8 protein-coding genes are annotated in these 15663 nt (G+C 63.6%); 5 read left to right on the top strand and 3 right to left on the bottom strand.

The genetic code is table 11. The annotated features are described in order from the left end of the window. Positions 1-2: 2 nt before the first annotated feature. The 3 genes from ACS3WA_RS06850 to ACS3WA_RS06840 form a co-directional block, all read right to left on the bottom strand. Positions 3-1091, bottom strand: a complete 1089-nt coding sequence (locus ACS3WA_RS06850) for a TRAP transporter substrate-binding protein (RefSeq protein ID WP_438277790.1) — start codon at positions 1089-1091, stop codon at positions 3-5. 246 nt (positions 1092-1337) lie between these two features. Beyond that, the gene (locus ACS3WA_RS06845; protein WP_438277789.1) at positions 1338-2471 is read right to left on the bottom strand and encodes an Mrp/NBP35 family ATP-binding protein; all 1134 of its coding nucleotides are present in this window, start codon (positions 2469-2471) and stop codon (positions 1338-1340) included. A gap of 173 nt (positions 2472-2644) precedes the next feature. Continuing rightward, positions 2645-3034: a VOC family protein gene (locus ACS3WA_RS06840; RefSeq protein ID WP_438277788.1), complete on the bottom strand. Its 390-nt coding sequence runs from the start codon at positions 3032-3034 to the stop codon at positions 2645-2647. Positions 3035-3403: 369 nt separating this feature from the next. Here ACS3WA_RS06840 and ACS3WA_RS06835 point away from each other — a divergent pair, with 369 nt between their 5' ends. From ACS3WA_RS06835 to ACS3WA_RS06815, 5 genes are all read left to right on the top strand, one after another. Then, the gene (locus ACS3WA_RS06835; RefSeq protein ID WP_438277787.1) at positions 3404-4273 is read left to right on the top strand and encodes an NAD(P)-dependent oxidoreductase; all 870 of its coding nucleotides are present in this window, start codon (positions 3404-3406) and stop codon (positions 4271-4273) included. Positions 4274-4456: 183 nt separating this feature from the next. Continuing rightward, positions 4457-6061 carry a sensor histidine kinase gene (locus ACS3WA_RS06830; RefSeq protein ID WP_438277786.1) on the top strand — a complete coding sequence of 535 codons (1605 nt, stop codon included), beginning with the start codon at positions 4457-4459 and terminating at the stop codon, positions 6059-6061. Between the two features lie 111 nt (positions 6062-6172). Further along, positions 6173-6685, top strand: coding sequence for a TIGR02281 family clan AA aspartic protease (locus ACS3WA_RS06825; RefSeq protein WP_438277785.1), 513 nt, complete (start codon positions 6173-6175; stop codon positions 6683-6685). 290 nt (positions 6686-6975) lie between these two features. Further along, on the top strand, positions 6976-12612 hold the full coding sequence (locus ACS3WA_RS06820; protein WP_438277784.1) for a hypothetical protein: 5637 nt from the start codon (positions 6976-6978) through the stop codon (positions 12610-12612). Then, positions 12609-15662 (top strand): hypothetical protein, encoded by a 3054-nt coding sequence (locus ACS3WA_RS06815; protein WP_438277783.1) that lies wholly within the window; start codon positions 12609-12611, stop codon positions 15660-15662. The genes ACS3WA_RS06820 and ACS3WA_RS06815 overlap by 4 nt, the downstream gene beginning before the upstream one ends. Position 15663: the final 1 nt, after the last annotated feature.

Genomic DNA, 15663 nt, shown 5'->3' with positions numbered 1-15663 from the left:
CTTCAGCCGCGGGTGCGCGAGCGGATCATGAAGCTGTCGTAGGTATATTCGGCCACCTGCCACCACAGGTATTCGTCCGAGCGATAGGCCTGCATCGTATCGATCGCCTTCTTGAATTCGGGATTCTTCGCCGATATCTCGCCCCACAACTCGTTGGTGGCTTTCAGACACGCTTCGAGGATCTCGTTGTTGAACGGCCGCAGTTGGGTGCCGCCTGCGACGAGACGCTTGAGCGCGGCGGGATTCTGCATGTCGTAGCGAGCCGTCATCCAGGTGTTGGCGTTCGCCGCCGCATTCATCACGATCGTCTGGTAGGTCTTCGGCAAGGTATTCCACTTTTCGAGATTGCAGAATGCGTGAACCGTAGGGCCGCCCTCCCAGAAGCCGGGATAGTAGTAGTATTTCGCGACCTTCTGAAAACCCAGCCTTTCATCGTCGTAGGGGCCGACCCACTCGGCCGCGTCGATCGTGCCCTTTTCCAGCGAAGGATAGACGTCGCCACCTGCAAGTTGTTGCGGCACGACACCAACCTTCTGAAGCACCTGCCCGGCGATGCCGCCAATACGCATCTTCAGGCCCGACAGGTCGGCGACCGTCTTGATCTCCTTGCGGAACCAGCCGCCCATCTGCGTGCCGGTATTGCCGCAGGGAAAGCCGATGACGCCGAACTTCTTGAAGAACTCATTGGCGAGTTCATTCCCTCCGCCCTGATCGAGCCAGGAATTCTGCTGACGTGCGTTGAGCCCAAACGGCACGGACGCGAAAACCGCAAAGGTCGGATCCTTTCCGACATAATAATAGGAAACCGTGTGGCTCATCTCGACCGTATCGTTGGCCGTCGCATCGAGCGCCTGCAATCCCGGGACAATTTCTCCGGCAGCGAAAAGCTGGATTTGAAACTTGTTGTCGGTCATTTCCGCGACCTGCTTCGCGAAAAATTCAGCGGCGCCATAGATCGTATCGAGCGACTTCGGAAAACTCGACGTCATCCGCCACTTGATCTCGGGCGCCGATTGCGCGATTGCCGGCGAGGCGACGGCTGCCGCGGCGGCACCGGCTGCTGAGACCTTCAAAAAATCACGGCGTTTCATTCAGGCACTCCTTGTGAGGAACGTTTTGTGGGAAGGTTTTTGAATCCTGCGTACGGTTGCAGACGGCTCCGGCGAAACCGGGCTGCAGTCGAATAATTGACATTCTCCACCCGATTTGCAGCGAACGCGAAAGGCGAATGTCAAATCCAAAAACTCCACCAGACATCCATATCTGCGAGTAATCCTTGATTCCCGACATTTGCAAGAACGCCTGCTACACCGGAATGCGACTGTCAGATCTGACCCCTAGCAGGCGGTAGCGGTCGTCTCCTGAAGCCGGTCGCGCACATGTCCGGCAATCGTACGGTAGATCGCCGCGTGCGGTCCGTCGGGATCGCTCTCCACCACGGGATGGCCTGAATCCGAGGTCTCGCGAATCGACATGTGGAGCGGGATTTCGCCGAGGAACGGTACTCCCAGCCGTTCCGCCTCATGTCGCGCTCCGCCGTGACCAAAAATATCGCTTCGCGCGCCGCAATGCGGACACTGGAAAAAGCTCATGTTTTCGACGATGCCGAGAACCGGCACGTTGACCTTCCTGAACATGGCCAGCCCGCGCCGTGCATCAATCAGCGACAAATCCTGCGGCGTCGAAACGATAACGGCCCCCTTGAGCGGCACGGATTGCGCCAGCGTCAGTTGCGCATCGCCGGTCCCCGGCGGCATGTCCACGACCAGCACGTCGAGTTCGCCCCAGGCGACATCCCGCAACATCTGCCTGATGGCGGACGTCACCATCGGTCCGCGCCAGATCATCGCGCTTTCTTCCTCGATCAGAAAGCCGACCGACATGATCGCGAGACCGAAACGCTCGATCGGAACCATTTTTTTTTCGTCGTTCAGTTGCGGCTTTTCCCGAATACCGGTCAGCCTCGGCATCGAGGGTCCGTAGATGTCCGCATCGAGCAGACCAACGCGCAAACCGAGAGCCCGCAGACCGAGCGCGAGATTGAGCGCGGTCGTCGACTTGCCGACGCCGCCTTTTCCGGAGGCAACGGCAATAACGGCGGCAACGCCGGGAATGTCCGCCTGTCGCGACATCGGCGACTCTGGCGGCTTCTGCGGCGAACGATGTGCCGACACATGCGGAATCCCTTGCGCGCGCCGGGCCGGCGGATTGGTGGCGTTGCCAGGCTCGCGTTCGGCAGTCAAGGCAACCATCGCAACCGACACGCCGGGCATCGCACGCACGGCAGCCTCCGCCTGAGCGCGAATGCCCTCCCATGCGCCCGTCTCCGACGCCTCTACATTGATGGAGAAAAACACCCTGTCGCCGTTAATGGCGATCTCCGACAGTACGCCGGCGTCAGTCAGTGCCACGCCGCGCGGAGAAAGAACGCCAGCCACGCGATCGAGAACTTGTTGCGGCGTTACAGTCAAGTCATCACTCCGGGATCGGCTCACTAGAGCAAGAATGCCAGCCGCACCGGGATGCAAACGCTGGAATCGGATCACAAGTTGCGAAACAGGCTCAACATGGCTACCCGCCTCACCCCGGTCAACGTCCCTGCTTGACTAATCGAACGGCAAGTCCAGGCTCGAAGCAGCGGATGTCACTCCCGTTCAGCCGCCGCATCGTAGTTCAGTTCGATCATCACCCCGTTCGGGTCGTTGACGAAAATCTGCCACAGGGCTCCGCCGGGGACTTCGCGAGCCCTGAAAGCGAAGCCCTTGGACTCCAGATGCTGTTTCATGCCCCTGAAATCGCGGCTGGCGAAGGCGATGTGATGAACAACACCGGAATCCGGCTTCTGCGGCTCGGACGTCGGTGAAATATCGACGAGGTGAACCACCGGCCTGCCCTCGCTGTACAGCCACGCGCCGGGAAACGCGAAGTCCGGCCGATCGCCCTTGGTCAAACCGAGAATCTCCTCGTAAAAGCGTACCGTCTCGGCAAGCTTGCGGGTCCGGATGTTGAAATGATCAAGCGTACCCACACCCATGCCGCGCCGCTCCTGTGTCCGACTGATAAACCGATGCCGATCCAACTCTAACGCGTTTTGTAGCGTCTTGGAATTCCGCCGGCGACAACCCTCCATCTTACCATTGCATTGGTCTTCGCGCGCGCTTTCAGGATATTCCCTTCTTTGCCGCCGTAACCTCAAGGACTATGCTGGATGGCGGGCTGGTGGTCCGATTCTAACATTTGCATCCCGTTGCAGAGAGCGTCTTTTTTGCAAATGTTAGAATCTGAAGGACCACTGGCAATTACAAACTACTCGTGGCGTTTGGATTTGACATTCGCATCGCTAACTCGCGAGGCTCGACCGCGATGACGGAACAACCCAGGATTTTTTGAATAAGGTTTGGACATGGCCAAAGTCGCATTTCTCGGTCTCGGCGTCATGGGATTCCCCATGGCAGGACATCTCGCCGTGAAGGGTGGCCACGAGGTGACCGTGTTCAATCGAACGCCGGCCAAAGCCAGGGCATGGGCGGAGAAATTCGGCGGCAAAATCGCCCCGACGCCGCAAGCGGCAGCCGAAGATCAGGATTTCGTGATGGCCTGCGTCGGCAACGACGACGACTTGCGTGCGATCACGATCGGCAACGGCGGCGCTTTTGCCGGAATGAAGCGAGGCGCTACCTTTGTCGATCATACCACCGCCTCGGCAGAGGTCGCGCGCGAACTCGACGCCGAAGCGACCAGACGCGGCTTCGATTTTATCGACGCCCCGGTCTCCGGTGGCCAGGCCGGCGCTGAAAACGGCGTTCTCACCGTCATGTGCGGCGGATCGGAGAGCGCTTACGCAGGCGCCGAACCGGTCATCGCGGCCTATGCCAGGATGTGTAAACGGCTCGGCCCCGCGGGCGCGGGTCAGTTGACCAAAATGGTCAACCAGATCTGCATTGCGGGCCTCGTGGAAGGACTGTCGGAGGGCATCCATTTCGCCAAGAAGGCGGGACTCGACGTCACCTCGGTGATTGACGTGATTTCGAAGGGCGCAGCTCAATCGTGGCAGATGGAAAACCGCTCCAGAACCATGAACGAAGGCAGGTTCGATTTCGGCTTCGCCGTCGAATGGATGCGCAAGGACCTCTCGATCTGCCTATCTGAAGCCCGCCGCAACGGCGCCAGTCTTCCGGTCACTAGCCTGGTGGATGCGTTTTACGCGGAGGTCGAGAAAATGGGGGGCCGCCGCTGGGATACGTCCAGTCTCCTGGCGCGGCTCGAACGTTAACGGATGTCCGTTTCACGATAGGTGCGACCCGGGCCATTCGCCGCAGGAAATCCTGTTTCGAGCAGGATTTAACCTCCCGTTAACTGAATTGGCCTGCACTTTAAGGCAGCCCTTAATGATTTAGCGCCAGAAATAAGCGAGTGAGAGACTCGCGCGGCCGCGTGCAGGATTCGTGTTTGTTTGATGAGTACCCCCGCCGATAAACCTGAAGTCGTCCAGGTTCCGGTCGCGCCCGCGATTGTACCTTCCGCGCGTCATCGGCGCGCCGCTACCCAGCGGGTGCGCGAAGCGCGGGACCGCTTGACCTCGACGAGCGGAACGCGCCCCGCGTTCGACCACGAACTGCTCCGTCAATATGCGCAAACGCGGCTGTCGGCCTCGTTCGTGGTGATGCTGCTCGTGGTCGCCGCCGGCGTGCTGTTCGGCTTCTGGATGGAGCCCACCACGGCTGCGGCATGGATGTTCGTGATGCTCTCCATCCATGCCCTCATCATTTACAACTGCAACAATTTCCTCAAGGAGACCTCGTCCCACAACAGCACGCGCAGGTGGCGCGTGCGCTTCATCCTGCTCGACCTGCTGTACGGCCTGTGCTGGATGGCGATCCTGATCCACCCCTCCGGTTCGGACCCGGTTGCCATTACCCTGATGATGTCCCTGATGCTGCTGATCGTTGCGGTTTCGAGCATGCTCGCCGCCAGCCTGCCGATTGCAGCGCTTGCCGCAACCGCGCCGGTGACCTCGGCGATCGCGCTGAAGTTCGCAATCGGCGGCACCTTCAACAATTATATCCTTGCCGTTCTCGCGCTGGCTGCGGAAGGGTATTTTGCGCTGCTTGCGCATCGCCTTCATTCCACCACGCTGGCGACGCTTGAAGCACGCGCGGAGAAGGACGCTTTGATCGCTGAACTAGAGCAGGCCAAGGCCATTTCGGACGAAGCGCGACATCGCGCGGAGTCGGCCAATGTCGCAAAATCGCGATTCCTGGCTCAAATGAGTCACGAACTGCGGACGCCGCTCAACGCCATTCTCGGATTCTCCGAAGTGATGAAGAGCGAGATCTTCGGCGCGCATGCGGTCGCAGCCTACAAGAGCTATTCGGCCGACATTCATAATTCCGGCGTTCACCTGCTGAATCTCATCAACGAGATTCTCGACCTGTCGCGGATTGAGGCCGGCCGTTACGAGCTCAACGAGGAAGCGGTGTCTCTGGTCCATGTCGTCGCAGACTGTCACCATCTCCTGAAGCTGCGGGCCTCCAGCCGCGGCATCACTATTCACGAGGTGTTTGAACAAGGCATGCCGCGGATCTGGGGCGACGAACGCGCCACGCGCCAGATCGTGCTCAACCTGTTGTCGAACTCGATCAAATTCACGCCGCAGGGCGGCGAGATTTGGCTGAAGGTCGGGTGGACCGCCTCAGGCGGGCAATATCTCAGCGTCAAGGACAATGGCTCTGGAATCGCGGAAGACGAAATCCCGATCGTGCTGGCGTCTTTCGGGCAGGGTTCGAATTCGATCAAATCCGCGGAGCAAGGCGCGGGCCTCGGACTGCCGATCGCAAAGAGCCTGATCGACATGCATGGCGGCACGTTCACGCTGCGCTCCAAGCTCCGTATCGGCACTGAGGTTATCGTCACCTTTCCGCCGGAGCGCGTGATGTCCGCTTTGGCGCCGATGGCGGAGGAAGCTCCGCCGCTGCAACCGGCTCAAGCAGCCGACCCGACCATGGATGAAAGGCGCCGCATGCGGAACAAGCCGATCATGAACGCCGGCACAGGTCTTTAGACAAAAGCTCGGGAGCGCATGAATGATCGCCATCATCCTGAATGAGTATCGAAACGCCATGCCGAGCAGGTCGCATCGACCCACGACAGCCGAAAACATGATGGGTGCATCATGATCCGTATCCTGCTTGTCATCGGGATGCTGGCGGCGACGGCGGGCGCCGTGGTCGCCTATGGCGATCCCGCGCGAATATCGGCTGCGAAAAGCGTAGTCTCGACCATGCTGCGAGAGGCCGGCGCGCGCCCCCCGCGCAGCGTCCAGATTCCCCGCGCCCAGAACGGCGATTTTACGCTGCACGCCAAGATCAATGGCGTGAAAACGGCGATGATCATCGACACCGGCGCAACCTCCGTCGTCCTTACCTACGAGACCGCGAAGGCGGCCGGGTTGCCGCTGGAATTGCTGAACTACGACGTCGACGTCGAGACGGCGGGCGGACACGCGCGCGCGGCGCGGCTGACCCTCGACCGCCTTGCGGTCGGAAAGCTCGTCGAGCGATCCGTGCCTGCGCTCGTGGTTCCGCGCGGCCAGATGAAAACAAACCTTCTCGGGATGAGTTTCCTCAACAGGCTCGAGAGCTGGGAAGTTCGCGCAGACCGATTGATGCTCCACGGCTATCCCTAAAGCGGCGTTCGATTGCATGGAATCGATTCGCTTCCCGCGCGATGCGCGGCAATGACATCTCCACGTCGAACGCTGAAGCGGCCACAGCGCGAGCTTTGAACAGCATTTGTCACAAAAATGCGCACTTTGATTGAGAGCTTGTAAGCGTTGATTCGCTGCGTCTCTCTCGACTCTTGTTTTCCATATTTTGTCGGTCATCCGTTATCTCTATGGAAGAGCCGCTCCATATTTCAAATTCGATTTGACGGAATTGTTCGTACCGCGTCATTGCCGTTTCGGCGGAGGGCATTTTGACGACATTGCGATCCTGGATCGAGAGTAACGATTGGCTTCAAGGCATACTGTTAACATCGACGATTGATACGCTTCTCAGCGGACTCGAAGTTGATACCGCCACCATCAGCGACCCGGTCGGCGGATCCTATAAAGGCGAAGCGCACGCGGGAGCCGCGGCGCATCCGCTGTTTTTCGATCTCTCGCTCGCGCCGTTTGGTCCCCCGCTGCCGTTTCGTTTCGCCCTTCGGCCGGACGGCTTTGATCTCGCCTTCGACCTCGGACAGGTGCCTCCCGCCACTCGCTTCACCGATCTCGCGGCCGACAGCGCAGGACGCGCGTTCACGCCCGCGATCCACAATGGCGTAGCCGGCGGCGAGGAATGGCTCACCGCGACGGCGGGCCAGGTCAAGGTGATGGGTGCGACGATCGCACTCGTGATCGAGGGCCGGAAGGGCGCGCAGGCGACCATGCGCCTCGGGCCATCGATCGATCAGCCGGACGGCGTGGTCGGACTTACGCTCGATCCACCGACCGTCATGCTGGGATCGAGCGGTTTCGGCCTCGAGCTGCCGGATGGCTTCTTCATCGACATGAGCGCGCAAGCCACTCCGCCGCCCGCATCGGTCGACGGCCATCCGATCGCGCTGCCCGGCGATACGCCGGCGTGGAAAGGATTGTCGATCCGCAACGCGCGTTTCTACTTGCCCGAGAGCGTGCCGCTGTTCGGCCGCACCGCCGTCGATACGCAGATCGAGATCGGGCTCGATCCCGCAGGGATCGCGCTATCTGCGGAGGCTCATGTGCCGGCGCGCGATGGCAGGCCCGCAATGACGGTGCGCATCGAATGCATCGATCCGACGGCGACCGGCCTCACCTCTTTCCTTCCAACATTGGTCGAGGTCGCGGTGGAATTACCGGTCGACCAGTATCATGAGAACGTTGGTGGCGGAACTTTGCATATTCTCGCCAGCCGGCCGCTGATCGCACGCGCCCGCTTCGCGCGCGAGACCAATGACGCTGCCGCTCCCACGCGGCTGTCGATCGGCATCGAGGCGCAGGGCGATAACGGTATTCTGGCGGTCAGTGCCGAGGGTGGCGGTACCGCCGAGAAAGGCTTCATCGCCGCCGGCGCATTTGCGACCGCGCTGATTGCGGAGAAGAATCTCGGCAGCGCCGGCGCGGGGACACCAGCGGTTGCGCTGCTCACCGCCGGCATGGCGCTCAGCACGCTGCTCAACGACAAGGGCCGTCTCGTGGTCCACGGCGTCGAGCTTGCCACCGAAGGCAAGCCGAAGGGCCTCGCGCTCACCGACAAGCAGACCTTCACGCTCGACTATGCAGTCGATGTCGTGATCCGCCCCATCGACCTCGGCGTGATGTCGGTCTCGCTGGCGCCCGAGGAGCCGCTGCGCATCCGCTTGCGCGGCGTGGTGCTCTCGCTCGACCATTCCAAAAGCGGCCTCGGCATGATCGGGCTCGACTACCGGCACGCCACGATGGAGGTCGAGGATCCCGGCCGCTGGCTCATCGAAGGACCGGGCTCGTTGTTCGACGTGCTGGGCTCGCGCAGCGGGCGAGGTTCGATCTGGCTCGAGGTCGATCTGCGCTTCAAGCTCAACCTCGGCCCGATCCGGGTCTCCGGCGCGACCATCCGCGCGACGCTCGATCCCGACACCCACAAGATCACGGCAAGTATCCGCGGTCTCGACGCGCAGATCACCATGCCCGGCGTCATCGAGGGCGAAGGCAAGGTCAGCGTCAGCGACGCCGGCTTCGAGGCGATGATCCGCGTGCAGGTCGTGCCGGCCGGATTCAATGCCGAGGCGTCGCTGCGATTGCATGGCAAGATGGTGCTGCTCGAACTCGCAGCCGACCTGCCTGGACCGTTGCCGCTCGCCAACAGCGGGCTCGGCCTGTTCGGCGTCGGCGGCACGTTCGGTATCGCGACCACGATCGCACCGCCGGCTCCGGGCGAGGACCCGATCGAGCACGCGCTGCTGTGGGACCCGCAGGAGCCGCCGCCGCCCGGCCGCCCCGAGCCGTTCAACGAGTCCGCCGGCAACTTCACCTTCGGATTGGAAGCCGTGATCGGTACGCTGCCCGACATGGGCTTCGCCTTCAGCGCCAAGGCCGGCCTGTTCCTTACTGTGCCGGACCTCGTCGTGCTCGGCGCGATCGACGCGACGATCCTCTCCGGCCGCATGAGCATCACGCACAAGCCGGATCCCGATCCCGACTTCCTCGCGCTGCGCGGCGCCATCATCGTCGACCCCGCCGACGCGGTGACGTTCGGCATAGCGGGCACGCTGAACATTCCGGTGCTGCTGACGGCAAGGATTCCGTCTGGCGGACGCTTCCCCGTCACCGGCGATATCTCCGACTGGTCCCTCTACATGGGCGCCGACGGCTACGACGGCCAGGGGCGCGGCATCGGACCGGCGACTGTCAGAGTCTTGCCGGACATTTTTAACGTCGGGGCTTCCGGCTACTTCATGCTGCGCGGGAACGGCATCGAGAAGTGGCCGCGCGGCGGTCCGATGAGCTTCGACGGCTTCATCCTCGCCTTCGGTTTCGGCATCGACCTGAACTTCGGCCCGCGGCCGATCGTGTGGGCCGAGGTTCATGCATCGGCCGACATCCTGGTCGCGACGAGTCCGCTGATCCTCGCCGGCTTCGGTCATGTCGACGGCTCCGCGCATATCGGCCCGGTCTCTGTCGGCGTCTCTGCCGACCTGCAAGCCTTCATCGCCGAGGGCAACACGTCGATCTACGCCAAGGTCTGCGGACACGTGAACCTGCTGTTCACGAAGGTCCGCAAGTGCGTCGAATTGAAATTCAGCTCCGAACCACCGCTGACGGTGCCGCCTCCGACCTCGCTGCCGCTCGACCGGCTCGAAGGCGGGCAGATCGTCGGCCAGAACGCTCTGCTGATCGACGACAAGTACCAGCTTCTCCACGAACTGCGGCAGGCGCCTGAACAAGCGCAGACGGTCTGGCCCGACGCGCTCATCGCCCTCACCTTCGCGTTTCCGCCGCGTCTCGCCGGCGGCTGCGGCGGCGCGCAGTTTCCCACCATCGACCAGTATCCCGAGGGCGATCGCGCCCGGCCGTTCGGGAGCAACCTGCTCGATTATCAATGGGAGCTGCGCAGCCTCCAGCTTTTCGATGTCACCGGCGACGAACACGGTCCGGGCACACCGGCGCCGGGCAAACTGAGCGCCGCGTGGCAGGCGGGACGTACCGGCAATCCCGGCACGTCGGCGGAACCGGCCGAGCTGATCCTGTTCGATATTAAGGGCACGTTCTTCATCGACCGCATGAGCGACGCCGGCCAGTCGCTGCCGGGCGATCCGATCGGCGCGCTCGGCAGCGTTTGCAGGCCCGATGCACGAGCGCGCATCGGCTGGACGCTGGGCATCGACGCGGTTGCGCATGAGGAACTCTGGCGCCTGACGCCAGAGACCGTCAGCGCCGATCCGACGCGGAGCCGCGTCGGCGGGCTGCTGATGCCGGGGTTCACGCGGTCGGACGTGCAAACCGTCACGCCGCTCGACGAGATCGGGCGTCAGGCGCTGCCGCCGATGGTGAACTACGTGAAACCGCGCGGCGCGTCCCTTCCCTCTCCGATCAAGGTCGAACGGGACTTTACCGGCGCGCTGCTGCTGGAATACGCGATTCCGGCTGATGGCAGTGAACTCGCATTCGAGAGGCTCAACCTTCGCTTCAACGCGACGATCTATCTCGACGAACCGATCGCCAGCAGCGGCTTCCTGTTCCTGTGGGCGCCGTCCGCAAGTCTCGACGGCAAGGGACCTGGCCTGGTGCGCGTGTACGATCCCAAGGACCGGAGCAATGCGTGGTATCCGGACACGAAGGACATCGGCAACGGCCAGCAGGTGCTGATCTTCAAGGCTCCGGGCACCGTGACCGCGCTGCGGATCGAGTGGCCGGCGACGCAGCAGCTTGGCCTGCTCGGACTGGAAGGCATGACGGCAACGGCGCTTGCCGCCGCACAGGCGCGCAACGACGCGCAGGCCGCGGCCGCCGCCATCCAACAGCAGGCCGCCAACCACGGACCGCTCACCGATACCGCACATCAAAACGGCGCCTCGCGCTGCCTGCTGCAACCCGGCAAGACCTATCGCCTCGATGTGGAGTTGGCGTGGACCGGCACGCTCTACAAGCAGATCATCTATGGCTTACGCGTACCGGCCGCGACGTCAAGCTCCGACGTCGATCCGACGCTACCGACAAAGCGCAGCTATTTCTTCAAGACCACGCCCGTGCCTCCGACGCCCGCGCCGCAGCCTCATCCGGCGCCCGGCGGCACCGTCTATTACGGACAACCGATCACAGCCGTGAAGTTCGGATTGCCGAACTATCTTCAGACGCTACATCGCGCGCAGGATACGTTCGCGCCGGAACTGCTGGAACGCCACCTCTCCGGCTACGAGCCGTCACAGAGCGAAGTCGCGCGCTTCCGCCACGATCCGCTGCGCGCGCATTTCGACGTCGGGCACATCGAAGCGCTCGCCAAACTTTACAATTACACGCTCAAGCTCGGCCTGCGCCGCACCGATACCGCCGAACCGTCCAGCAATCTGTCCCGGCTGGTTGCCGCATTCAGCGCGGCGCTCAATCCGGCATTCCTGAGCGGCGCCGACCAGCGCCGCTATCAGGTCGCGACCGGCGTCGCCCTGATCGATGGCGATGTGGTTGTGGCTGAGACACATCCCTGCCCGGTGCCCAAGCCCGGCCTCACGCTCGACGCCACCGCAGAGCTTGAGCCGCAGGCCTGGTACGAACTTTACGTTCATATCGATTCGACAATCGCGGGCGCGCCCGCCGCGCGACTGCCGGGCGTCAGCTTCCAGACCTCGCGCTGGTTCGCACCGGCCGACATGCTCGCCGCCTTGAGCTTCGGCGCGACGACGGCCGGCGCTGCGACGGGCGATCTCGAGATCCAGGCGGTTTCCGGTTTTGCGCGCGGACCCGTGCTCGGCGACGACGGCGCATTCGACGACGCGCTCCGCCGGATCGGACTCGAAGGATGGCCGATCGCGGAAAAGCCACGCACGAGTCTCTTGTGGCTGCCGCGCTCGGACGGCAGCGGCTGGGATTGCGCCGGCGTCCTCATCGAATCGCCCGAGCCGATCCATCGCGAAGGCCGCTGCACCGTGGACGGATTGAGCGCCGTGCTTGCGCCGAGTCATCCGGTCGTGACCTTTAACACCCAGTTCCGCGACCGCTCCGGCTCGCGCATCCTGTTCCTCACAGATACGCCATTCCTGCCCTCGCCCTGGTTCGATGTTGGCCATCTCGTTCCCGGCAGCAAAATCCCCAGCGGGATTTTCAAGCGGCTTGCCCGACCGATAACGAAGACCCTCTCGGACGCCGCGCCCCGAACCGCGACGACGCGCACCAAGGCCGCACGGCGCTCGCTCAAGGTGGCGGTTGCGCCGTCGCCGGTCGTCGGCCACCCAAGCCACCTCATCAAGCCAGGAGGAATGAAGCCGCTGCCGATTCCTCTGAGTCACCAACCCATGTTGCGGCTGAACATGACCGACCACCGACCCGATGGGACAATCGCGGCGCTCACCGGGCTCCTCGTTCTTCCCAAAGCGCCGCTGTTCGCGGGAGAAGCCCGATGATCCGCTTTGCTTCGCCTGCCTGGCTTGCGCTGTTCGCATTGCAAGCGGAGAATGACGCCGATCTGCCGGACGGCGTTCATATCCGCATCCAGTCGTCGCCGCTGCTCGGCCTTCCGATCGCGCCGTGGCTCGTCTGGCAGGTGCCGGTCAGCACCCGCACCGTGGCGGCGCCGCGCGATCCCAAACGGCTCAAGACTCCGCTCCCGATCGAGCCGCCCGAAGCGGAGCAGGACACGACCCGCTATGTCGCGGTCGAGGCTGTTCCACCCAGCGGCGGCAGGACCACAATTGCGCTGCTCGATCCTGACACAGGCGAGCTAATTTCGCGGCGATCCAGGCGGGCCACCATCGTCGGCGGTCCGGTGACCCGCCGAGTGCGTCTTGGCGGCAACGTCGCAGGCACGCGTCTGAAGATCTATGCGATCTATTTGAAGTCGAGCGAACGGATCCGCGAAGAGAAGCCCATCGCGACACTGCCGTTGCCCATTTCCGGCGACTGCGGCTGGTACTACGGCGGCATCACTCAGCAGGACGGTCTGAAGCGCGTGGCGCGCGGCGCACCGCGTCGGTATACGGCGCTCGATCAGCCCGATGGACAGCTCGAATCGCTCGGCCCTGAAGACGAAGTTGCCAGGATCGATGCCCAACGCGCCGAGGTCGATGCCGCACTGGAGGCGGTGATCCGTGCTCCCGCCGATGCGCCATGGAACGTGACGCTGGCCGTGCCCGACCAGGGCAGCTCGCCGCCGCAAAGCGCCGATGTTCCGCAGCTCGACAGCGTGCTGATGCCGATCTGCGATCCGGGCTTCGCGCGCTATCTCGGCTTCGCGGACAATATCGGCAAGGTGATCCGCCGCGACATGGCGCGGCCGATGATCGGACTGGTCGCCGCCGGCGTGTTCGCAGTCGATCCGAAGCGGGTCATCTCCGAAATCGAGTTCGGCCCGTTCAAGCTGGTCACGCGGCTCGAAGATCGGCTGCCGCCTCTCGATGCAGACGAACAGGCGATGGTCGATCGCGTGCTCGGTCTCACCGGCGCCAGTGATGTCGCCAACGAGTTGCGTGACAAGGGTTTCGAGATCCGCTGTTTCACGGCTGCCGCCGGCGCGGTGCCGCCACCGGATCCGCTGCCGGCGCCCGGCGTCTCGCTCGCAAAGGCAAGCTGGATTGCCGCGCCGAGCGGCATCAGCACCTCGTTCCGGCAAGGCTTCGCCCTGTCGACCACGCCGTTCGCACCGCTGCTGGCGATGGCGCGGGACGACGGCAAGGGCTTCAAGCCGCGGACGCGCTGCATCAAGACCAAGACCGTGCGACGGCACGTCGTGCTGCTGCGCGGAGAAGACAGTGCGGGTAACCAGATCGCATCCGATGCGCCGATCTCTGCTGGCGCGAAGAATCGTTATCGTTTCTGCTCCGGCGATCTGTTCGGCCGCTTCGGCAAGCCGTCAGACATCGACGTGCCAGATCCCGACCGCCCCGCTCCGCCTCCGCCGGTGCTTCGCGCAATGCCGCTGCGCGCGGCGCTCGACGATCAGGCTCCCGGCAAGCTGTCGCCGGGCTCGCTCGACGTGCGGGTGCCCGTTCCCGACGACAGTTCGGTCGGCATCGGTGGCCGTCCGATCGCAACGCTGGAACTCGCCTTCGCAGACGAGACGCTCAAACTTGCCGCAACACCCGGTACAACGATCACGCAAGTGTTCGCGCTGCCGGCGCTGCCTCCCCAAAAAAGCGACGCATGGTCTCTCACCGCCAAGTTCCTCGATGACAACGGTACACCATCGCTGCAGACTACGCAGACTGTGCACATCACCGATGGCCGGCGTCCGCGGCCGACGCCCGCCGGGCCCGGCATCATCTGGACCAGCCGGCCGGGCCCGTCGCCGGACGTCGAACTGCGCCTGTCGTGGCCGGCGGAGCCGGGACAAGCCTATCGGGCGTGGATCGCCGACCAGCGCGGCCTTGAGCTAGCCGTGGCTCCAACCCGCGCGGCTATTGCGCTCGACGGTTACACGAAGCAACAGCAAGGCCATTTGAACGGTCGCGCTGATCGTTTCCGGCTTATCACCGACACGCCAATCACCGCCGACAGCGACGGACGCGCGCGCCTTGCAACGACGCTGCCGCGGACGTTGCAGACGGTCGGATTCCTGCGGATCGTGCCGGAGACCGCTCGGGACACCGAAACGAACCCAAACGCCTGCGGCCTCGTGCAGGCGGACTTCGATGCTTGCGGTCTCGTGCCGGTCGCGGTGCCAAGCGACAATCGCCCGCCGATCCCACGCCTCACCCTCGCCATGAATTCCGCGGGCACGCCGGAACTGACGGTCGAGGCGGTAGGGTTCGACCTTGATGCGATTGAGGCGGCAGAGCCCGGACTGTTCGCGCAGCCGCCGACCGCGGCGAACCCGCCTCACTATCGTCTGCGCCGCGCCAGCGGCGCGGTCAACGATCCGATCTACGCGCGCATGGTCGGCGGCATCCGCCCTCTTTCGCTCGATCGCAGCAGTACGCCTCGCTTCGCTGCGACGTTCGCGGATACGTCCGGGTTGCTTCCGTTCGTGCGTTATACCTGGTGGGCGGAGGTCCGCCTGCCTGCGGAGCGACGTCTCCCTCGCGGCGCGACGATGCTCCCGCCGCCGGGAGCGATCACGGCGGAGAATGCCGCGCAGGCCGAGGATGCGCCTGCAGCCTTCAGTCTCCTGTCAGCCCCGGTCACCGTCGTGAACGCGCCGCCGGGTGCGCCGGCCGCGCTCGACGCCGCTTCGATCACCGCCACCATCATCGCTGCGGGCGGCGGATTTGCGCTTCAAATCATTATCGCCGACGTGCCCGTTGCTCATCCGCAAGCAGTTGGTCCCTACCGCGTCCGGCTGTGGGCGGAGCAGGATGGCGCAGCGCCCGTCCTGCTGGTCGACGGGATGCCGACCGTCAATCCGACGTTCCAGTGGACCGGAGCGGTCGCATCGAACGGCGCCACCAATGTTTATGTCGCAGTCGTCGACCCGCTCGGCCGGGACAGTGCGACCACGGTCAAGGAGGTCGTGGCATAAT

The sequence above is a fragment of the Nitrobacter sp. genome, from assembly GCF_051535235.1.
Taxonomy (GTDB): Bacteria; Pseudomonadota; Alphaproteobacteria; order Rhizobiales; family Xanthobacteraceae; genus Nitrobacter.
Note: the sequence above shows the minus strand (reverse complement) of the source record. Positions and strands in the feature narration are given on the sequence as shown.